Below are 20,551 nucleotides of genomic sequence, written 5' to 3'. Positions count from 1 at the left end.
CATTTTGCACTGCGTATAGACGTAACCTATGGTTCCTCCCTATGAGCTTTCTTCAAACGGATTTTAAGCCGAGGAGACCAACGGCATGTTCAATTTAGAAGGTAAAAGCGCACTCGTAACCGGCGCGACCGGTGGTATCGGTGAAGCGATTGCACGCGCTCTTCATGCGCAAGGCGCAACTGTAACTCTGTCCGGCACCCGCGAAGCAAAGCTGGAAGCGCTGGCATCTGATCTGGGCGATCGTGTTCACATTAAGGCGGCAAACCTGTCTGACCGTGACAGCGTTGATGCGCTTGTACCAGCTGCTGAAGAAATGATGGGCGCTCTCGATATCCTCGTGAACAACGCTGGTATCACCCGTGATAACATCTTCATGCGGATGAAAGACGAAGAGTGGGATCAGGTTCTTGAAGTGAACCTGTCCGCAACATTCCGCATCTGCCGTGTTGCAATCAAAGGCATGATGAAGCGTCGTCAGGGCCGCATTATCGGAATTACCTCTGTTGTTGGTGTTACTGGCAACGCAGGTCAGGTGAACTACTCTGCTGCAAAAGCTGGCATGATCGGCATGTCCAAGTCTTTGGCGCAGGAAGTGGCGTCTCGCAAGATCACCGTAAACACAATTGCTCCAGGTTTCATCTCAACCGCGATGACCGACGAGCTGAACGAAAAGCAGCGCGAATCGATCCTGGGCAACGTTCCAGCTGGTCGTTTGGGCACTGCTGAAGAAATCGCAGGTGCAGCTGTTTATCTCGCAAGTGATGAAGCAGCGTACGTTACCGGTCAGACACTGCACGTGAATGGCGGTATGGCGATGATTTAACGAAGAAATACGCAGCCGGTCCGATCCTCTTACAAATGGGGCAATCACTACTGGCGGCTGGTAAACCAGTACTAATTGTGCTAGGAACCCGCCGATTAGAAGTGACCTCTTGGAAAGAGGAACGGAAAAGCTGCGGTTTTCTTTGGAAGCGGCTTAACATATGGGCCGTTGCGTCTTTTCAAAAGAACCAGAGTATGTAACACGGGAGCCGAGTGAAACAAGGCCCCGCGAAGCGGACCGAAACACTACCTTGAAAACCAATTGAGGACTTAAAATGAGCAATGTTGCAGAGCAGGTAAAGAAGATCGTTGTCGAACACCTCGGCGTAGAGGCTGACAAGGTCGTTGAATCTGCAAGCTTCATCGACGATCTGGGTGCAGACAGCCTGGACACCGTTGAACTGGTAATGGCTTTCGAAGAAGCATTTGGCGTTGAAATCCCGGACGATGCTGCTGAAACCATTCAGTCCGTTGGCGATGCTGTAAAGTTCATCGAATCCAAACAGGGCTAATCCTGTTTCAAAAAGCTAGGCACGCGGTGGGTCATTTGCGCTCGCCGCGCCTGTTTCCTTTTCAGCTGTATGCCTGTCGCAGAGAATGACACTTATGTCTTCCAGTACGACACAAAGGGCTGGCAGCGCCAATCTAATTAAAGTGCAGGAAATATGCGTCGAGTCGTTATCACAGGCATTGGCATGGTTAGCCCACTGGGCAGCAGTGCAGAAATTTCTTGGCAGCGAATTCTTGAAGGTAAGAGCGGTGCACGGCGCATCGAGGGTTTCGAAATTGAAGACCTTCAAACCAAAATCGCCTGTCAGGTACCACTTGGCGATGGAACCGATGGAACCTTCAATCCAGACGATTTCATGCTCCCAAAAGAACAGCGTAAAGTTGATGACTTTATCATTTATGCTGTAGCAGCTGCCGATCAGGCAATTGCAGATTCGGGATGGAATCCAGAAACCGAAGAAGAGCAGAACCGCTCCGGCACCTTGATTGGGTCTGGAATTGGCGGTCTTCAGGGTATCGCTGAAACAGCTATTATGATGGAAGAGAAGGGCCCGCGTCGTGTTAGCCCGTTCTTTATTCCTGGCCGCTTGATCAACCTTGCAAGCGGTTATGTGTCCATCAAGCACAAACTCAAAGGCCCGAACCACTCAGTGGTTACAGCTTGTTCCACTGGTGCGCACGCTATTGGCGATGCTGCCCGTCTGATCGCATTGGATGATGCAGACGTTATGGTCGCTGGCGGCACTGAGAGCACAATCTGCCGTCTGGGCATTGCCGGGTTTAACGCCTGTAAAGCTCTGTCTACTGGCTACAACGATGAGCCGGAAAAAGGCTCTCGCCCCTACGATAAAGACCGTGATGGCTTTGTCATGGGCGACGGCTCTGGCGTTGTTGTTCTGGAAGAATACGAGCACGCCGTTGCGCGCGGTGCAAAAATCTACGCTGAAGTTGTTGGCTATGGTCTTTCCGGTGATGCATACCACATCACGGCACCAGCATCCGACGGCGACGGTGGCTACCGTTGTATGAAAGCTGCGCTGAAACGTGCTGGCATTTCTCTCGGTGATGTTGATTACGTTAACGCACACGGCACCTCGACACCTCTGGGTGATGAGATTGAGCTGGGTGCAGTTGAGCGTTTGGCTGGTGATGATGCCGGGTCTTTGACCATGTCATCCACCAAATCTGCAACCGGCCACCTGTTGGGTGCCGCTGGTGCAGTTGAGGCAATCTTCACCGCTTTGGCGATCCGTGATCAGATTGCTCCGCCAACGATCAACCTTGAAAATCCATCAGTTGAAACTGAGATTGACTTGGTCCCTAATAAAGCCAAGAAGATGGAGATTAATTATGCTCTGTCTAACTCATTTGGCTTTGGCGGCACAAACGCGTCTCTGGTTCTCAAAAAAGTCGAGTCATAACTCGCTTTTTTGATCAAGAAATAAAAGGCCAGACTCCGCATGGCGGAATCTGGCCTTTTATATTGCGGCTCCCGAATGGGTTAGGCTCTGTAATGAGTATTTAAAGCGTATCTGCGAAAAGTGGGCACCGGTTTTTGCTAAGGATACGCTAGTAATGGAGTGCTTTGAGCGCTCCCGTATAGAGGGTTACAATGGCTCAATCGCCTGAAGACAACTCAAATGGGCCTCAAGATCAGTCTGATCTTCATATTCAGCCGGGTGGGCAATCTGCACCGCGGAGTCCCAGCCGCGCTATTCAGCCAGAAGCTGCACCACCACCTCCGCCGCGTTCCCGTCATGCTCGCAATCCAGTCGTCATCACTATCAACTTTCTGCTTTCCATAGCTGTACTCGGCATTATCGTTGCCGGCGCTGCACTTTATTGGGGGAAGGGCGAGTTTGATGCCACCGGTCCGCTGACAGAAGAGAAAATCTTCATTGTCGCGAGTGGAATGAGTCTGCCGCAGATTGCTGCTAAGCTGGAAGACGAAGGCGTCATTACCAATTCACTCGTATTTGAAGCAGGCACCCGCCTGTTCAAAAATGAGAACAAGATCAAAGCTGGTGAGTACGAGTTCCCGCTAGGCATCTCCATGAAGACCGTCATGGAAGATCTTGTTAGTGGCCGTGCGGTGTACCACTCCGTAACCTTCCCGGAAGGCTGGAGCAGTGCCCAGATCATCAATCGCCTGAATGCAAACAAGATCCTGACCGGTGAAATCTCTGCAATCCCTGCAGAAGGCTCGCTGCTGCCAGAAACCTATACATTCACCCGTGGAACCGCGAAGGCGCGCATTATCGAGCAGATGGAAAAGGCGATGAATGATCACATCGCCCGCATCTGGGAAAAGCGCTCTCAGGGCTTGCCGATTGATACGCCAGAACAACTTGTGATCCTTGCCTCTATCGTGGAGAAGGAAACGTCCAAGGTGGATGAGCATCCGCGCGTTGCCTCTGTCTTCGTCAATCGCCTGCGCAAGGGCATGCCGTTGCAGTCTGATCCAACAATCCTTTACGGTTTGTTCGGTGGAGATGCCTGGACAAAAGATCGCTCTGCGATCACGCGCTCAATGCTCAAGGAAAAGAACCCTTACAACACATACCAGATCAAAGCACTGCCTCCGGGACCAATCGGCAACCCGAGTGCTGCAGCTCTGGAAGCGGTCGCAAACCCTGCTCGCACAAAGGATCTCTACTTTGTAGCTGACGGAACTGGCGGCCATGCTTTCGCTGAAAGCTATAAGCAGCATCAACGCAATGTAACCAACTGGCGTAAGGTTGAAAAAGAGATCCGTACCAAACAAGCTGCGGAAAAGAAAAAGAACTGATCTGCAAACCTTGCAGGATAAAATGAGAAAGCCTGCCCAGTTGAAACACCGGGCAGGTTTTTTGCTGAAAGCAAGCATCATGCCTGAAAGATGCATACTGGTTATCAGATTAGGTTAGGCGCAAAGGCCGGGGCAACGACATACCTCATGGGCATGGACCAACTTCACGGGTAAGCTCAGGGCCAGCAAATATTGAATGAGAACGCCAACGAATAAACGGTGTTCAGATGAGGAGTTTCAAGGGATGGCACTGGCGAGCATGACCGGCTTTGCACGCGTGGAAAGCAGCTATGAAGAGACGCGCTGGGTATGGGAACTCCGTTCCGTAAATGGCAAAGGCATGGATCCACGCTTGCGACTGCCTCAGGGACTGGACGGAGTTGAAGCAGAAGTGCGCAAGCGCCTCGCTGCGAAACTCAAACGCGGCAATGTCTCAGTGGGCCTGCAGATGCAACGTTCACAGTCCGACACGGCGCTGGTTGTAAATGAAGAAGCTCTTGAGCAAGTACTCAAAGCCATCTCCATTCTGCGGGACCGCCTTCCTGATGCACCAGAGCCAACACTCGACGGTATTCTGGGCTATAAGGGCGTTTTGGAGTTTGAAGAGGCTGAAGAGAGCGAAGATGAAAAGAACGCTCAGATTGCGGCTCTTCTGTCATCCTTTGATGAAGCACTAAACGAACTTGTCGAAATGCGCAGAAGTGAAGGCAACGCCATTGCCACTCTGCTGAAGGGCCAGGTCGATACCATTGAGGCTTTGGCCCGGCAAGCTGAAGAACTGCCTTCCCGCAGCCCAGAGGCCATTCGCGCCCGCCTCGAAGCTCAGGTCAACGAGCTGCTTCAGGCGAGCAGCCAGCTTGATCCTCAGCGCTTGCATCAGGAGGCAGCAGTCCTTGCCACCAAAGCAGACATCCGTGAAGAACTGGACCGCCTTTACGCGCACGTGGAAGCTGTCGGTGACTTGCTTGTCAAAGGTGGAGCCATCGGACGTCGCCTTGACTTCCTGGCACAGGAATTTAACCGCGAAGCAAACACACTTTGTTCTAAGTCCAACAGCGTCGAGCTGACAGCAATCGGGCTTGAACTGAAAACAGTGATCGACCAGCTCCGCGAGCAAACTCAAAACATTGAGTGAAGCGGTGCTGCGAAAGTCAGAGATCGGTTTTCGCAGCAGAACATGAAGACAAAAGTTTGAAGTGCAGATAAGCAAAAGAAGACAGAACCAATATGACCTCTAATAAATCAGATGGGACCACCGTATCAGCTAAGGATATCGAAGAGGCGCGCCGCGGCTTCATGCTGGTGTTAGCTGCGCCCTCCGGAGCTGGAAAGGGAACGATCGCAAACAAACTGTTGGCAGGCGACGACAAACTGGCGCTTTCTGTGTCAGCAACGACCCGTCAACGTCGCGCAGCAGAAGAGCATGGTGTTCATTACTACTTTCTCGAAACCGATGATTTTGAACGCAAAATCAAAGCCAACGAACTGTTGGAATGGGCCAAGGTTCACGACAATTATTACGGCACCCCGCGTGAGCCAGTTGATGCCAGCCTGAACGCGGGCAAAGACATCCTGTTTGATATCGATATTGCAGGCGTGCGCCAATTGCAGGAACAAGCCGGAGAAGACGTTGTTGCCATCTTTGTTCTGCCACCATCAATCGCAGAAATGCACGCCCGCCTGAGGGGCCGTGGAGATGACGATGACGCAGCCATCAAACGCCGCATGAAGACCGCGATTAACGAGGTCTCCGGTTGGCAGGAGTTTGACTATATCATTGTAAATGATGACCTGGATAAAGCCGTTGCAACAGTGCAGTCAATCATCGCAAGTGAACGCCTGAAACGGGTTCGCCTGCCAAAACTCTCCGGGAAGATGGAAGGTATGATTGCCGACCTGAAGGCCACCATTGCTGAATAATCAGACAAGAACAATGCAAAATCTTGTAAATTCAGAATGTTGACGTGGTTTTGTGATTCAAACTATTAGCTACTTGAATCAAATTATGAGCCAGATACAAGCAGGGCATTCTTTTCAAGAGCAGGTGCCCTGCAAAACAGCAGCCGTCGTGAGTGAATAGCCATTGACCAGCCAAGTACAGAGACGGGTTGAACTTGAGGACAAAGAGCGATGATCACACGACGTCAGGCGCTGAAGGGCGCTTTGTTTGGCGGGGCAGCTGTTGCTGGCGGCTTGGCAGGTGCCTCCAGTCTGTGGGCTGTTCCAAAACGCCATGATATGATTGCAAGAAACATCGATCATCAATTGATGAACGGTGCGCCTGCCACAAAAAACATGTTTACATTTGGCGACGCCATGCCACCAACCTTGCGCGTAAAGCAGGGCCAGCCGTTCCACAGTCGCCTCATCAACAAACTGCAAGAGCCAACGACGATCCATTGGCATGGCATGCGCCTGCCCAATGATATGGACGGCGTGGCATTCCTGACCCAGCATTATGTGTACACCGACGATCACTTCGACTATCGCTTCACACCGCATGATGCAGGTACGTTCTGGTATCATCCGCACTGTAACTCTTTGGAGCAGTTGTCTTACGGCATGACAGGCTTGATGATCGTCGAGGAAGATGAAGATCCCGGCTTTGATCATGACATCCCGGTAAACCTGCGCGACTTCCGCCTTGGTAGTGATGGTCAGTTCGTCAAACTGTTCCAGCCACGCAAATCTGCGAGAACAGGGACGTTTGGAACGCTCCGTACCTCTAACTGGCAATCAGCACCAGTTATGGATGTAAAAGCAGGCTCCCTTGTCCGCCTGCGCCTGTGCGTCACTGATGTCACCCGCATTTACAAATTGTCCTTCCCGCAAGGCACGGATGCAAAGGTCATCGCCATGGATGGCAATCCGGTTAAACCATTTGCAGTTAACAAGCTGGCATTGGGGCCGGGGCAGCGTGCGGACATAGCAATGCGTATTCCAGATGGAGAAGGGCAGCAAATTGAACTGACCAACTTCTCCTCATCCTCTCCATGGCCGGTGCTGTCACTGAGAGCAATCGGGCAATCCTTGAACCGCGACCTGCGCGAGATCAAACCGTTGCCAGCCAACCCGATCCCGCAGCCTGATCTGAAAAACGCGGAATACATCCCGCTGGAATTCTCGGCCACAGCGGAAAAACGACCAGCCAACCCAATCTGCGGAAGTCTGGGATTTTCATTCTGGGCGGTCAATAAAGAGGCATGGCAAGGCGCAGAGCGCGGCCCATTAGATCCGGTGGAAGTTCTCAAACGCGACAAATCTTATGTGTTCGAGTTCATCAACCGAACCCCGCACACGCACCCGATCCATATCCACGGTATGACCTTTCAGCTCCTCAAAAGCAATAAACGCCAGCTCGCCCCATGGTGGACCGACACCGCGCTCGTGCTGCCAGACGAACGCGTACAAGTGGCCGTGCGCCCGGACTACGAAGGCGACTGGCTCATGCACTGCCACATCATAGAACACCAGGAAAGCGGCATGACCGCCTTCATGCGGGTAGAGTAATCCCCGCGTTAGAGCTAACTAAAAAGCCCTGAAGTCAATCCGACTTCAGGGCCTTATCATGTTAGAAGTTGAACGAGCTTACTCTAGTCCTTGTCAAAAGCATGTGCCAAGGCAATGAAACCTTCGACGTCGATTTCCTCGGCACGGGCTGTTGGTTTCAGTCCTGCTGCCTCAATTCGGGCTTCTGCGTCAGGCTTAAGGCCTTTTAAGCTGGCTCTGAGCATCTTGCGACGTTGACCAAAGGCATGAGCCGTCACGCGCTCCAACGCCTTCAGTAGGCATTCAAGAGGCTTTTCGCGTGGATGTAGTTGCACGACAGCGGATGTCACCTTTGGTGGCGGGGTGAAGGCCTTTGGGTTTAGGTCAAACAGTATGTCCGTATGACACCGCCAGTTTGCTAAAACACCAAGGCGCCCATAGGCTTTATTGCCTGTTTCAGCAACAATTCGCTGCCCGACTTCTTTCTGGAACATCAATGTCAGAGAGTCCCAAAATGGTGGCCATTCTTCGGTTGTCAGCCATCCAAGCAGTAGCTGTGTACCCACATTGTAAGGCAGGTTAGCGATAATTTTGATCGGGCCGTCAGCAAGGTCAGCAGGATTGTACTTGAGGGCATCACCCTCAATCACTTCCAGCTTGCCATTGTAGTGCTCTGAAATCTGAGAAAGTACAGGCAGGCATCGCGTGTCTTTCTCAATCGCGACCACCTTCTTGGCTCCAGCCGCAAGCAAGGCGCGTGTCAAACCACCGGGGCCTGGACCAACTTCAACAACGGTACAGTTGCTCAGATCCCCAGCACTGCGGGCAATGCGCGAGGTAAGGTTGAGGTCCAGAAGAAAATTCTGACCAAGGGATTTGCGGGCATCGAGCCCATGCTCTGCAATCACCTCACGCAGAGGTGGCAGATCATCAATTTGTGCCATTAAACGAGCTCAGGTTGTGCGAGGGCTGCTGCAAGGCGCAGCGAAGCCATCAAACTGTTTGGAGAGGCCTTATTCGTTCCCGCAATGGAAAATGCGGTTCCGTGATCGGGTGATGTGCGCACATAGGGGAGGCCGAGTGTCACATTCACAGCTTCATCAAAGGCCAGAGTTTTGACAGGAATGAGCGCCTGATCATGATACATGGCCACAGCCACATCATAGGTATCCAGCGCTTCACTGTGGAACATGGTGTCGGCAGGCAATGGACCGCGTGCATCTATGCCCTCACTGCGCAGTTGGGCAATAGCTGGAGAAATCGTTTCGATCTCTTCCGTCCCCATAGAGCCACCTTCACCTGCATGAGGGTTGAGGCCTGCAATCGCAATACGTGGTGAGGCAATACCAAACCGTTCGATCATGTCTTTGTTGATGGCCCGGCAGCGGTCGACAATGAGGTCCTTCGTTACCAGCTTTGGCACGTCCACAATTGGAACATGGACTGTAAGTGGAACAGCCATCAGCTCAGGACCAGCCAACAACATGATTGGCTCCACGTCCTTGTCCCAGTAGGTTTTCGCCAGGTCGCCAAGAAATTCGGTGTGACCCGGATGATGAAAACCAGCGTCATAAAGGATTTTCTTGGAGATCGGGTTGGTGACAACCGCTGAAGCCCTGCCATCCTTCACATGTCGTACCGCGGTCTCGATGGATTCGATGACAAGAGCAGCATTCGTGCCAGAAGGAGCGCCAGGACTTACCTGAACCGGACCAGAGAGAGGAACCACCGGAAGTGCCTCATCAAAACAGTCACAGGCGGCTTCTGGTTCCACCACTTTGATTGGGATTTTCAATCCGAGATGTTTTGCGCGGGCTTTGAGGAGCTCTGGATCGCATAGGACATAAAACGGCTGAACAGCTTGTTCAAAGCGAACCTTCCACGTTTTAAGCGTAATATCAGGTCCAATACCTGCAGGCTCGCCCATTGTTAGGGCGAGCGCCAATTTCACTCTGCGCATAATAAAAAAACATCTCCTGCTGCTGATCAGGCGATCAGCGCTGCTCGATTACAGCATTGGAGCGCAAGTCACGAAGGTAACGGCGAGAAAGCTGTTGCCCTTTTTTATTCCGCAACTCGCCCTCGATAGTGCTTCGCGCAGTCGCATCACTGTTGATTGTCTCTTTACCACAAAGAGCAATCATCTCAAATCCAGAGTCTACAGGGGTAGGCGCTGTGACGCGGCCGATAGAGATCTCATTCAGCTTTTTCACAAAAGGCGCAGGCAGATCAGTTTCAAGGCGTTTGCCAATTGGACGCACAATAACTTCATTCAAACCTGATGCAATACGCGTTCCTTCTTCACACGAAGTGAAGCGGGCTCTCAGCTTCTTCATTTCAGTGACGCGCTTGTTTTTGAAGGACTTGCTGGACTTCTTCGGGACGACAAAAATGATGCGTTGCAGATCGTATTCAACGCTGGTTGCACCGCTCTCGTCTTTGTTTTCTTTGCCCTGAAGAGCAGCAATCACGTCTGACTCATTAATCCGAACGGTCGCGCGAAATCGCTGCATGACAACTTCAGACCAGGAAATTTCAGCACGTAGGCGATTTTTCAATGTGCGCGGATTCACGCCGCTTTGAGAAAGCGCTTGCTTGAATTGAGAAGGTGAGAGTTTAACGCGCTGTGCAATTGTTGCAAAAGCATCATCGACTTTCTTGTCAACGATTGAAACTCCGACCCGCTTTGCTTCTTCAAGCTTCAGCGCTTCGTCAATCAGCTCATCCTTAGCTTTTCTTTTGGCAACGCTGGACGGCGCCCGTGTGGTGAGCGTGATAAGCTTCGACCGCTGTTGCAGTTCATAACTGGTAATCGGACGGCCATTGACGACAGCAACGATTTTACTTGCGGCTTCCGCAGAAGTAAGCGTCAGACCAAGTGGCGCCAGCATGCTGGCAGCAACAACAAGCGAAGCACAGAAGCGAGTAAGTTTCATTTTGTTAAGCTCTCCGTCCCAAAGGCGATTGCCCTCAATGGACGCTCCCTAGATAGCACTGGTGCATATTTGGCACAGCTTGACTCAAATTAGAAGGGTGCAGCCCGGAAAAATTTATTCAAACTAATAATAACAAATGTAGGCGACATTCTGTCATGCCTCTGGCTATTTCCTGTGCACAGCCAGAGGTTTAAGCTTATCTACTTACTCAATCATTTGGGGATGAGTCAGAAGTTGAGGTCGAAAGGCTGGTATCACCAATAGTTCTGAGGCCGAATCGGAAGAAGAAGATCCGTTCTACGGGCTCACCATTGTTCCGGCTTCTGTCTTCACCATAGGAGAGTGAAGCGGAGAAGCCTTCGTCGTCATAACCAAGACCAACAGTGTCCTGAACAATGTTTTCGTTGATCATGTCATAACGCAGTGAACCGAAGACACGCCAGTTTTCCTGCAAGTTCAGATTCAAGGCACCAACAAGCTCAGAGCGCTGTTCATCAATCCCAGCGTCTGGACGCTCCGCCAAATAGGCATAGGACAGAACTGTCGAAGCTGGACCATAACGACCACTTGCGCTGACTTCCGCACGTTCTACACCAAAGTCATGTTCGCTAAAGCGTGCGTTACCACCCACACGAAAGCCAGTATTGGCATCGAAATAAAGGCTCGTCACATAATCAGACCCTGCAGTCTGCAAGCCGGAGTCGCCTGTTGAATCGAGAATGCCTGGAACTGAATAGGAGTTCTGGCCGGCAAGTTGGAAGGAGCGACCAAACAAACCGCTGATAAACGAGCCTTTGTCAAACTGCAGCTTGTACTGCAAACCTAAGTTTGCACGAGTACCACCCTCGTTACGATCGAAGCCTGAGAACTTATCCCACTCAAACAGCGTGGAAGCATCAAACACGATGGACTGCGCATCTTCGTTTGGCAGTTCCCCAATCTCCGCCTCGTTTGGACGAACAATGATCTGTGCGATCGGTTCGATAACCTGATTGCCACCGTTAAATGTTGCAAGGAACGGATAACGGTATTCCAAACCAATCGCAGGCATTCCGCGGAAGACAATGGACTCATCTGAAAGAGCTGTCACATTATCATCTGCGTTCGCGAGGAAATACAGGTTGGTCTTTGCATAGGCAAACGGTGTGAACACCTGACCAATCGGATCGATAAGTGTGCGCTGCCAAGTCAGATTTGCGCTTAGACGACTAAACGTACCTTCAACACCACGGAAGCGGTTCTGGCCATTCACAGAGAAGGCGTCAGTTGTCTGGCGCGTCAGACTTGTGAGGTTGCCATCGTAGTTTAGTTGTCCACCAACGACAGACTTCTCAAAATAAATGGCATTGTCTATGACAGGATGAACAAAAGGCTGCTTCTCTTGAAGGTCTGCATTGACCTGAGAGAATGGCCCAATCGGATTCATCGGCTGCGTTGGGCTTGGGTTGTCTTCCTGCGAAATCTGGAAGGCATATGCATTTGCGTCAAAGAGATTCCGCTTTGTTTGACCATTCAAGAAAAGCTTGGAAACTTCCTGAGCGCTACCAAATCGTGCAAACCCATAGTCCTCGCGGAATGCCCGATCTGTTGCATAAGTAATGTCCCAGCCGGCTTCCCAGCGTTGACTCAGATCGAAGCTTCCATCCGTGTTGACAATGAAGCGACCACGTACATCACCGCTGGAGCCATTAAAGGCAGTTGGATCAGCCTGAGAGATTCCGCCGAGTGAAATGTTGTAGGAACCAGTGTCAAACTGTTGCCGCCAATCCAGCTGGCCAAGGACACCCTGCTGCGTTAGCGGTGTGAGTGTAACCGTCAGGTCATATGTTGGAGAAAGGGACCAGTAATACGGAATCGCGGCGCCAAAACCGAGGCGGTTCTTAGTGACGAAACGAGGCAGAAGGAACCCGGATTTGCGACCGACTGATGGGTCAGCAATTGAGAAGTAAGGGATCTTGGCGATCGTATTCCCGAACAGCTCAATAGAAGCGCCCTCAAAATAGATGCGCTGCTTTTGCTGATTGTGAATGATCGTTGTTGACTTGATCCGCCATAACGGAGGCTTGGGAGCCTTCTTATAGACAGAATAAGTGCCATTCCTCAGTGTGGTGATGTTGTCATTAGAGCGCTCAGCGCTCTCAGCAACGAAATGCGTAAACTGAGGAGTGTCAATCTGCAAAGCATTGACGAAGCCCTCAGAGAAATCATCACTCAAAGTCAGATTATCTGCAAGAATGAGATTGCCATCAGGCTCTGTCATTTCCACATTGCCGTGCGCAGAAAATTTGCCGTCCTTACGATTGTAAGTCACACGATCCGCGAGCAATGTGTAATTGTCAAAGTAGATCTCAACACTTCCGGTTGCGATAATGACGTCATTGTCAAAATCATAGCGAAGCTCTTTAGCTTCAAGCAACATTGGTTGAGACGTGTCAACAGCCTGCTGGGCAGACTGTGAGAGGTCGATCTGCGCAGCAACAGGCGCGCTGAGGACCGCAAGGCCAGCGCCGCACAGCAGAGCAACTGCAGAGACAGTGCGAAGGTATTCTGGCGATACGCAGCCAGCACCAACTCGCTTGATTTTCTGTTTCAGGATCAAGGCCGAACCCATCAACCATCCTCCTGATTCAACAGAATAGTAAAACCCATAAGAACCCCAAATACGCCAGGTGCCCATGCTGCAACCGTTGTGGGAACGATTCCAGCACCGCCCAGATCCTTCGAGACTTCGGAAACGGCATAAAGCACGAAACCAGCAACAATGCCCCAAACGATCAAGCGGCCAATCCCCCCAAAACGCGATACACGCAGCGAAACAGCAGCAGCAATGACAATCATTGCCACAAGTAACAGGGGTTTGGCTAGAAGAGTCTGATATTGTAAAGAATACCTATACGCGGGTAGTCCAGCCCTTTGGGATAACTCAATAAAGCGTGGAAGACTCCAAAAACTAATAGATTCCGGCGACCCTATGCTCTCTTTGACCTCGGTTGGGGTCAAAAAAGTGCTGACAGAGTAGTTCCCATAATGCTGTGGATCAGTGTCGACAGCATAGACAACGGCATCAGTGAGGCGCCACATGCCCTCAGCTAGGACGGCTCTCCGTGCTTCGATTCTCTCTGAAAACTGGCCTTGGCGATCAAATGAGAAGATCGTGACGCCATTGAGTGTTGCGCCTTGCCCGCTGGTATGGCGTGCGTGAAGAACGGATTCACCATCAGTGCCATTCTGCCGGAGCCAAACCTCTCCAGATCCTTCCAGCAAATAGGTTTGCTCCACACTGAACAAGCCTTCGGCCACTTCATCTGACTTCTGCTGCAGATATACAGCGCCAGGATTGTAGCCAATGACAGCAGCAATGCCGATGAACAGGCCAGTCAGAAGAGCAGGGGCAGTAAACTGCCAGACCGAAATACCAGCTGCACGTGCAACTACGAGCTCAAGACTTCTGGAGAGCGTGACAAACGCCCAGATTGAGCCAAAAAGGACGGCAAACGGAATAACCTGTTCAAGCAGAAGTGGGACACGCAAGGCAGAGATTGCAGCAATGCGCAGAAGGGAGAAACCCTCACGATCGCCACCACGACGAACAAGCTCAAGCACGTCAAACAATAAGATCAACACTGCGGCAAACAGAAAGAGGGCCAGAATCGACTTCAAAAACCGTTTGGATATGTAAAGACTAAGCGTTCTTCCGGTCATTACAGTCCTGCTGTCCCTTGGTTCTTGCGGCCTACTAATTTGGAGAACACGCGACCAATGCCAGTAAAGAGGCTTTGTGTTCCATCGACCAGACGCTGAACAAACCAAGGTCTTCTGTTCAGGCTAATGGACCACGCAGCAAGCGCAATTGCGATTATTGGGATTGCGTAGAGCAATGGGAACATATCTGGAGCCGAACTCACGATGAGCGTTGCGCCAAAACCTGCTGTTCTGAGCAGGGTCGCAACTGCAATTGTTGTTGTTATTGCAAGGCCTTGGTCCTGACGAGTGGTCTTGGGAGAACCCAGGAAAGCATAGATGATCAGGCCAAAGGCAATGGGGTAAAGCGGGACACTTAAACGGTCGTGGAATTCCACAACTAGCTTGTCCCAATGCTTTGCAGCGTAAGAATCATCAGGGCTTGCACTCAGCAATTCGAAGGTCGGGCGCTCACTTGCCTTGAATGTTGGCTCTCGAGCTTCGGGAATCATCGAAGACAAATCGAAGCCATAACTCTCAAAGCTGACGATGGACATATCCTGCCCACCTTTCGGGCGGCGTTGGATCGTCCCATCAATCATGACAAGCAGCGTTTTGTCCGCAGCCTCGATAATTCGCCCAGTTTCAGCCGTGTAGGTAAATGAGGTCTCCGGATCGCGGGCATCATCCAGCAAAAGGCCTTCAAGGACCCCATCGCCGCTTCTGTTACGGATATGGAAGGTCAGATTCTCTTCAATCGGAATGAAACGCCCGGGCTTGATGATGTTGGCGACCAGATCAACACGCACACGTGTCAGCTCACTGCGCAGTTCCGCCAGGCCTGTCGGGGACAGATACATGGACAGGAAATACATCAGGGCCGTGATCGTAAGCGAAAATACCATGATAGGCCGAAGAACAAGCGACTTGGAAGCGCCCGAAGCGTTGATGACGATAAGCTCACTGTCGCGGGACATGCTGTTAAGCACGATTATAAACGCCAGCATCATTGCGAAGGGCGCAACGATCAGGATGAGGAAAGGCAGAGCCAGTGCAGTGATGTAACCAAACTGCAGAAGGGTCTGGCCTTTTGAGGTGACCAGATCCAATTGGCGCAGCGCCTGCGTGGACCAGACGACGCCAGTCATGGCGGCCAGTGTCACAATAAAGGCGGTAAAGCTGCGTTTGACGATGTAGCGTTCAATAGTTTTCATTGTGCCGTGCAACAGAACCTTTTCTTGTTCGTTATGGGAGAGGCCAAGCCGCAAAATGATTCAAGTCCACTCAATAACACGGAATACGGCAGAAAGCCGGATCACCGGATCTTTTAATGAATAAACTCGCAAGTTTCTTCACATAGCCTTGTAACGGGACCATTATCGCGCCATGTTCTGCCATGAATTTTAAGAGTAGCTGGACCACGCGTCCGCCTGTGGTCGCTAGCATATTCTGCTAGAAATTGCCTATCGCAGGTCATCCCGAGGAAAGAAACGACATAATGACGCAATTCACATCCATTAAGATCGCGCAGTATTCTGATGCAACAGCACCCGTTCAGGTCGTCTTTGCAGGTGAAGAACTCAGCTTTGCAGCAGAAGCTGAGGGTGTGATGGGCTCTGCTGGAAAAACTGTTGAGCGCGCTGCAAAAACTGCTGATTTCACAGGTAAGAAGTCCGGCATCATGCACTTGCTCGCTCCAGAAGGTATGGATGCAGACCGTTTGATCGTTGCAGGCCTTGGCAAAGTTGACGATCTGAAAGAGCAGGACTGGGTTAATCTGGGCGGTGAAGTTGCGGGCAAATTGCTAGCGCTCAAAGCAGAAGGTGCAGAAGTGACCTTCCCAGCAGCAGCAACTGCTCAGCAGGCAGCAGATTTTGCGCAGGGCGCTTTGCTGCGTGGCTACAAGTTCGACACCTACCGCACTGTTAAGAAAGAAGCAGACGGCGACAAAGCCTGCGAAATCACGTTGAAGGTGCAGGATGCAGCAGCAGTGGCGCCACTCTGGGCAGAAGCTGAGGCTGTAGCAGAAGGCACACTTCTCGCACGTACTCTTGTTGATGAGCCTGCCAACACGCTTGGCCCGGTTGAGTTCGCTGCAAAAGCACAACAGCTCTCTGAATTCGGCGTGGAAGTTGAGATCCTTGACGAAGCCGAGATGCAGGAACTGGGCATGAATGCGCTACTGGCCGTTGGTCAGGGGTCTGTTCGTCCTTCCCGTTTGGCTATCATGAAATGGAATGGTGGCAAGGAAGGCGAAGCTCCAATCGCATTCGTTGGCAAAGGCGTTGTGTTTGATACAGGTGGTATCTCCCTGAAGCCGGGCGCTGGCATGGAAGACATGAAGGGCGACATGGGCGGCGCCGCAGCTGTCATCGGCCTCATGAAAGCTCTTGCTGGCCGTAAAGCTGCAGTCAACGCAATCTGCGTGCTGGGTCTGGTGGAAAATATGCCAGATGGCAACGCGATCCGTCCGGGCGATATCGTCAAAACCATGTCTGGTCAAACCGTTGAAATCCTCAACACCGATGCGGAAGGCCGCTTGGTGCTGGGTGATGCGCTTTGGTACACGCAAAGCCGTTTTGAACCGAAGTTCATGGTAGACCTCGCAACCCTGACTGGCGCTTGTCTGGTTGCTCTGGGTGGCCACCGCGCAGGTGTCTTCTCTGCCGATGATGAGCTGGCTGCGCAGATCTGCGAAGCTGGTGAAACCACTGCAGAAAAAATGTGGCGTCTTCCATTGGGTGATGAGTACGACAAGATGGTCGACACTCCAAATGCAGACATGCGCAACACCGGCGGCAGCCGTTGGGGTGGTGCAAGCACTGCAGCTGTTTATCTGCAGCGTCACACGAATGAGGCCAAGTGGGCACACATCGATGTGGCCGGCACTGCAATGGGCTCAAAGAAAAACGCAATCTCTCAGGGCTGGGCATCTGGCTTCGGCGTGCGCGCATTGAACCGCATGATCAAAGATCATTACGAAGGCTAAGCCCTGCATCAGGCAGCAAAATGCCTGCGCTTAATTAAATGAAAAAAGGCCGGTCACAGAAGCTGTGGCTGGCCTTTTTTACTGCTCATCACTGAGACTACAGAGACTTCTCTATGACGGCAAAAAAAGAACCCCACTTCAAATTGAAGAGGGGCATTCTTGATCTTAAAAGAGTTCAATGCGCTAAGCGCTATATTCAAAGAAAAATTTATATTTGAAAGAATTAGTTGGCTTTCCAGTCAATCAGCAGGTCTGATAATGAGTACAGGAGCTGGAGGCTTCTGGAAGCATTGCACCCACTGCAGCAGTTACGCCAACAAGACCGGATACAAGAGCAAAAAACAATACAATACGCGCTGCCATTTGGTCGTTTCCTAAATATACAATGCCTGCGGTCCCACAACACCACAGAGATGAGAGCATTTCACCCTCCATAATTTGGCGTCGGTTTCGCTAAGCTTAACACCACACCGAAATTCCCCAGGAATGAGGTTAAGTCTAGCCCTTTAAAGCGTCTGGGTTGGGTTTATCAACGATTCCTATGAATATCCCGATGTAATTGGGATCATTCACGACAATTTTTAGGATAAAATGTGGTCAATTGAGAAACACTGTGATTTGGGCTTTACATATTCCATGCGCAGCCTGATGCAGCATGCGACGCACGGCGTATCGGGCTGCAGGACGCAAAAAGCCTGCCGGATAAACGGGAAACCAGAATATGAGTGAAGTGCTGTTCTACCAGCTCTCTAAATTTCCGCTGGAACGGGCCTTGCCCACTCTCCTTGAAAAGTGCTTGGAGAGAGAATGGGTTGTCACCATCCAGTTTGGAACGGAAGCACGGTGTGATGCCATTGATTCTTACCTCTGGACCTATTCTGACGATGGTTTCCTGCCTCATGGCACCAAAAAGGAAGGCCATCCGGAATTTCAACCCATCTACCTGACAACGGAAAACGACAATCCCAATGAGGCGATCGTCCGCTTTCTGGTGGACCGCGCGCCGCTGCCAGATCCGGCGCAGTACAAGCGCGTCGTTTATATGTTCGACGGCAACGATCAGGATGCCTTGCAAGAAGCCCGGCAGCGCTGGCTCGAGGTCAAAAACGGTGACCACGAACTCACATACTGGGCGCAGACCGACAATGGCGGATGGGACCGGAAAGCATGACCACTGACGACATAGACCATCGCAAACAACTACGCGCGCGTTTGGATACGTTGGAAGGTGCAAATGGTGGTGGCTGGGAAAACCGCAAAAGCTGGTTTGAGCAGGTCTACACCACTGCCGATGGCGACACCAACGAGATCCCGTGGGCCGAGCTGAAGCCAAAAGCGCCATTGGTGGAATGGCTGGAACACAACAAGGGTGAGGGGCGCACCGCGCTGGATGTGGGCTGCGGGCTGGGCGATAACGCCAATGCTTTGCATGAGGCTGGTTGGAAAACCTCCGCCTTCGACGTGGCGCCCACAGCAATCGAGTGGGCGCACAAGCGCTTCCCATCCGGTGAAATCGAGTTCCGTTGTGCAGACCTGTTCAACCCGCCAGCAGATTGGGTTGGCAAGTTCGATCTAGTCTACGAATGCTTTACCCTGCAGGCCATCGGTATTGAAATGCGCGGTAACGTGGTGAAGCCACTCAAAAGCCTCGTTGCACCCGGCGGCACGCTGATTATCCTCGGGCGGTACTATGATGGCACCGGCGACCGCTCAGGCCCGCCATGGCCACTGACGGATGAAGAGATCGCAGAGTATTACGGTGACGGCTTCGAAGAGGCTTCAAGAACAACCTTCGTCCAGCACAAAGACGATGGCCGCAACATCCCCCACATCTGGCTGGAGCTGAAACGCAACGCTTAGAGCCGAGCACCAGTAGAGAACAATCAGACAATCAAACGCCTCACTCTGAGCGCGGAGAGAGGCGTTTTATCTTCAGGGGACAGCATGAGGATAGCAATCACCGGAACCCACGGCAGCGGCAAAACAACACTCATAGAGGACTTTGTCGATCAACACCTGAACTATGAAACCACTCAAGAACCTTATTGGGAACTGGCAGAGTACGGCGTTGCACTCTCGGGTGTATCATCCGCTCAGGACTACTTAGGTAAGCGAATTGAAACAACGGCATTCAAGTTAAGTGAAGTCAATGAAAGAGGCTTCATATCTTAGTTTATCACAAGTAAAGGCGGCTACGATCTTACTTAGTAGAGGCATTACATGACTAATTCAGCTCACCTGCAGGCGGAAAATAAAAGTGGTTCAGGGGTATTGCTTAGCTCGATTGGCCTTATGCGTAGCCGGAACAACGTTGTGCTGCTATGTGTGTTGGTTTGCGTTATTAGCGTTGAGACTGCGCTTCTAAATCTATACAGCTTGCGAAAGCAACTCTGGTAACACGTCAACGATAGACCGTTTTCTGTTGGATAACTCGGGCAAACATCCAGTTCAGCTTTCAAACCGCGAAAGGGGATAGAAATAATTTATTCCCCTACCTCAGATGATGCCGTTGATACACGCCGGGAATAAGTGTTTCGGGTGGAGTTAACTTTCTGAAATTACTCAGTAACCAAATCTTTTTATGAGCTCAGCAACATCTGCTCCGCATCTTCTTTCAAAAACGCATAGGGACGGTTGCAGGTTGTTGCCAATTCTACAAACCGTCGTTCGCGGCCAGAGGCTAGAATTGAGAACATGATGTCTGCGACATGGAGTGCCAGCGCCTGATTGCAGCGATGTGGGCGGTCTTCAAGAATTCCCATCGCCATATCGGAGAGGCCTGCAGCTCGGTAATTTGCCATAGCGCCCATGCTATCGTTTTGCTGATTGGGCTCTCCAAATGGATGTTGCCTGGCTGGAAGCTCTACCGATGTACCACTTTCATCTGTAACGCTTACCTCACCACCAAAGAAGTTTGGATCAGGTCCATACAGCGTGCCAGTTTCGCCATATAGCTCCATGTGGTTATAGCTATGATCTTTCACATCCCAGCTCGAACCAAATGTAATTACAGCATCGCTATAGAACTTGAGCAGGGCATGAACAGTGGTCTCAGTTTCAACGGATATTGTCTCTCCGTAACGTTATGCAGACGTGATGGTTCGCTTTGGGGATGGAATGGATGTCAAAGCAGAAACGGCTTTTACAGGCCCAAGCAACTGAATGAGGTTCGTGAGGTAGTACGGACCCAGATCAAGAATTGATCCACCACCATCCTTAAAGAAAAATGCGGGATTTGGATGCCAGTGCTCCATGCCACGGCTCATGGTGTGACACGTCCCACCCCCAACATTACCAATCGCGCCACTATCGAACAGGCTGCGACATCGCTGATGG

At 51.4% G+C, this 20,551-nt stretch carries 19 protein-coding genes; 11 read left to right on the top strand and 8 right to left on the bottom strand.

Going from position 1 to position 20,551, the window contains the following annotated elements; all coding sequences use genetic code 11:
• Positions 1 to 85 precede the first annotated feature (85 nt).
• The 7 genes from fabG (at position 86) to PsWM33_RS04725 (ending at position 7,630) form a co-directional block, all read left to right on the top strand.
• A complete protein-coding gene (fabG, locus tag PsWM33_RS04755) occupies positions 86 to 823 on the top strand; it encodes a 3-oxoacyl-[acyl-carrier-protein] reductase (protein WP_063299410.1) in 738 nt (245 codons plus the stop codon).
• A gap of 274 nt (positions 824 to 1,097) precedes the next feature.
• Positions 1,098 to 1,334 (top strand): acyl carrier protein, encoded by a 237-nt coding sequence (locus PsWM33_RS04750; RefSeq protein ID WP_008551920.1) that lies wholly within the window; start codon positions 1,098 to 1,100, stop codon positions 1,332 to 1,334.
• Between the two features lie 153 nt (positions 1,335 to 1,487).
• Positions 1,488 to 2,753 carry a beta-ketoacyl-ACP synthase II gene (fabF, locus tag PsWM33_RS04745; protein WP_057460955.1) on the top strand — a complete coding sequence of 422 codons (1,266 nt, stop codon included), beginning with the start codon at positions 1,488 to 1,490 and terminating at the stop codon, positions 2,751 to 2,753.
• 191 nt (positions 2,754 to 2,944) lie between these two features.
• Positions 2,945 to 4,120, top strand: a complete 1,176-nt coding sequence (gene mltG / locus PsWM33_RS04740; protein WP_063299409.1) for an endolytic transglycosylase MltG — start codon at positions 2,945 to 2,947, stop codon at positions 4,118 to 4,120.
• A 244-nt stretch (positions 4,121 to 4,364) separates the two neighbouring features.
• Entirely contained in the window at positions 4,365 to 5,255 is an 891-nt protein-coding gene (locus tag PsWM33_RS04735; protein WP_063299408.1) for a YicC/YloC family endoribonuclease, read from the top strand.
• Positions 5,256 to 5,347: 92 nt separating this feature from the next.
• The gene (gene gmk / locus PsWM33_RS04730) at positions 5,348 to 6,040 is read left to right on the top strand and encodes a guanylate kinase (RefSeq protein WP_063299407.1); all 693 of its coding nucleotides are present in this window, start codon (positions 5,348 to 5,350) and stop codon (positions 6,038 to 6,040) included.
• Positions 6,041 to 6,250: 210 nt separating this feature from the next.
• Positions 6,251 to 7,630: a multicopper oxidase family protein gene (locus PsWM33_RS04725; RefSeq protein WP_063299406.1), complete on the top strand. Its 1,380-nt coding sequence runs from the start codon at positions 6,251 to 6,253 to the stop codon at positions 7,628 to 7,630.
• A gap of 83 nt (positions 7,631 to 7,713) precedes the next feature.
• Here PsWM33_RS04725 and rsmA read toward each other — a convergent pair whose 3' ends face one another.
• From rsmA to lptF, 6 genes are all read right to left on the bottom strand, one after another.
• Positions 7,714 to 8,553 (bottom strand): 16S rRNA (adenine(1518)-N(6)/adenine(1519)-N(6))-dimethyltransferase RsmA, encoded by an 840-nt coding sequence (rsmA, locus tag PsWM33_RS04720; protein WP_063299405.1) that lies wholly within the window; start codon positions 8,551 to 8,553, stop codon positions 7,714 to 7,716.
• The gene (gene pdxA, locus PsWM33_RS04715; RefSeq protein WP_057465379.1) at positions 8,553 to 9,569 is read right to left on the bottom strand and encodes a 4-hydroxythreonine-4-phosphate dehydrogenase PdxA; all 1,017 of its coding nucleotides are present in this window, start codon (positions 9,567 to 9,569) and stop codon (positions 8,553 to 8,555) included. Before pdxA ends, rsmA begins: the two co-directional genes overlap by 1 nt.
• Before the next feature lie 34 nt (positions 9,570 to 9,603).
• On the bottom strand, positions 9,604 to 10,545 hold the full coding sequence (locus tag PsWM33_RS04710) for a SurA N-terminal domain-containing protein (protein ID WP_063299404.1): 942 nt from the start codon (positions 10,543 to 10,545) through the stop codon (positions 9,604 to 9,606).
• 208 nt (positions 10,546 to 10,753) lie between these two features.
• Positions 10,754 to 13,156, bottom strand: a complete 2,403-nt coding sequence (locus PsWM33_RS04705; RefSeq protein ID WP_063299403.1) for an LPS-assembly protein LptD — start codon at positions 13,154 to 13,156, stop codon at positions 10,754 to 10,756.
• Positions 13,156 to 14,247, bottom strand: a complete 1,092-nt coding sequence (gene lptG, locus PsWM33_RS04700) for an LPS export ABC transporter permease LptG (RefSeq protein ID WP_063299402.1) — start codon at positions 14,245 to 14,247, stop codon at positions 13,156 to 13,158. The genes PsWM33_RS04705 and lptG overlap by 1 nt, the downstream gene beginning before the upstream one ends.
• Positions 14,247 to 15,440 carry an LPS export ABC transporter permease LptF gene (gene lptF / locus PsWM33_RS04695; protein WP_208994395.1) on the bottom strand — a complete coding sequence of 398 codons (1,194 nt, stop codon included), beginning with the start codon at positions 15,438 to 15,440 and terminating at the stop codon, positions 14,247 to 14,249. The genes lptG and lptF overlap by 1 nt, the downstream gene beginning before the upstream one ends.
• 284 nt (positions 15,441 to 15,724) lie before the next feature.
• Here lptF and PsWM33_RS04690 point away from each other — a divergent pair, with 284 nt between their 5' ends.
• The 4 genes from PsWM33_RS04690 (at position 15,725) to PsWM33_RS04675 (ending at position 19,387) form a co-directional block, all read left to right on the top strand.
• Entirely contained in the window at positions 15,725 to 17,215 is a 1,491-nt protein-coding gene (locus PsWM33_RS04690) for a leucyl aminopeptidase (RefSeq protein WP_063299400.1), read from the top strand.
• 721 nt (positions 17,216 to 17,936) lie between these two features.
• Complete coding sequence (locus tag PsWM33_RS04685) at positions 17,937 to 18,386, top strand: DNA polymerase III subunit chi (protein WP_063288455.1); 450 nt, start codon at positions 17,937 to 17,939, stop codon at positions 18,384 to 18,386.
• Positions 18,383 to 19,075, top strand: coding sequence for a class I SAM-dependent methyltransferase (locus PsWM33_RS04680; RefSeq protein WP_063299399.1), 693 nt, complete (start codon positions 18,383 to 18,385; stop codon positions 19,073 to 19,075). Before PsWM33_RS04685 ends, PsWM33_RS04680 begins: the two co-directional genes overlap by 4 nt.
• A gap of 84 nt (positions 19,076 to 19,159) precedes the next feature.
• On the top strand, positions 19,160 to 19,387 hold the full coding sequence (locus PsWM33_RS04675; protein WP_063299398.1) for a EutP/PduV family microcompartment system protein: 228 nt from the start codon (positions 19,160 to 19,162) through the stop codon (positions 19,385 to 19,387).
• A gap of 407 nt (positions 19,388 to 19,794) precedes the next feature.
• On the opposite strand, the gene PsWM33_RS04670 is transcribed toward PsWM33_RS04675, so the two are convergent.
• Together PsWM33_RS04670 and PsWM33_RS04665 are read right to left on the bottom strand one after the other, a co-directional pair.
• Positions 19,795 to 20,199: a hypothetical protein gene (locus PsWM33_RS04670; RefSeq protein ID WP_153039741.1), complete on the bottom strand. Its 405-nt coding sequence runs from the start codon at positions 20,197 to 20,199 to the stop codon at positions 19,795 to 19,797.
• A gap of 99 nt (positions 20,200 to 20,298) precedes the next feature.
• On the bottom strand, positions 20,299 to 20,551 hold a 253-nt coding region (locus PsWM33_RS04665), incomplete at its 5' end, for a Gfo/Idh/MocA family protein (RefSeq protein WP_446737440.1).

Origin of the sequence: Pseudovibrio sp. WM33, assembly GCF_001623165.1 — a bacterium.
Taxonomy (GTDB): Bacteria; Pseudomonadota; Alphaproteobacteria; order Rhizobiales; family Stappiaceae; genus Pseudovibrio.
The sequence above is the reverse complement of the archived record's forward strand: the minus strand, read 5'-3'. Positions and strand labels throughout refer to the sequence as shown.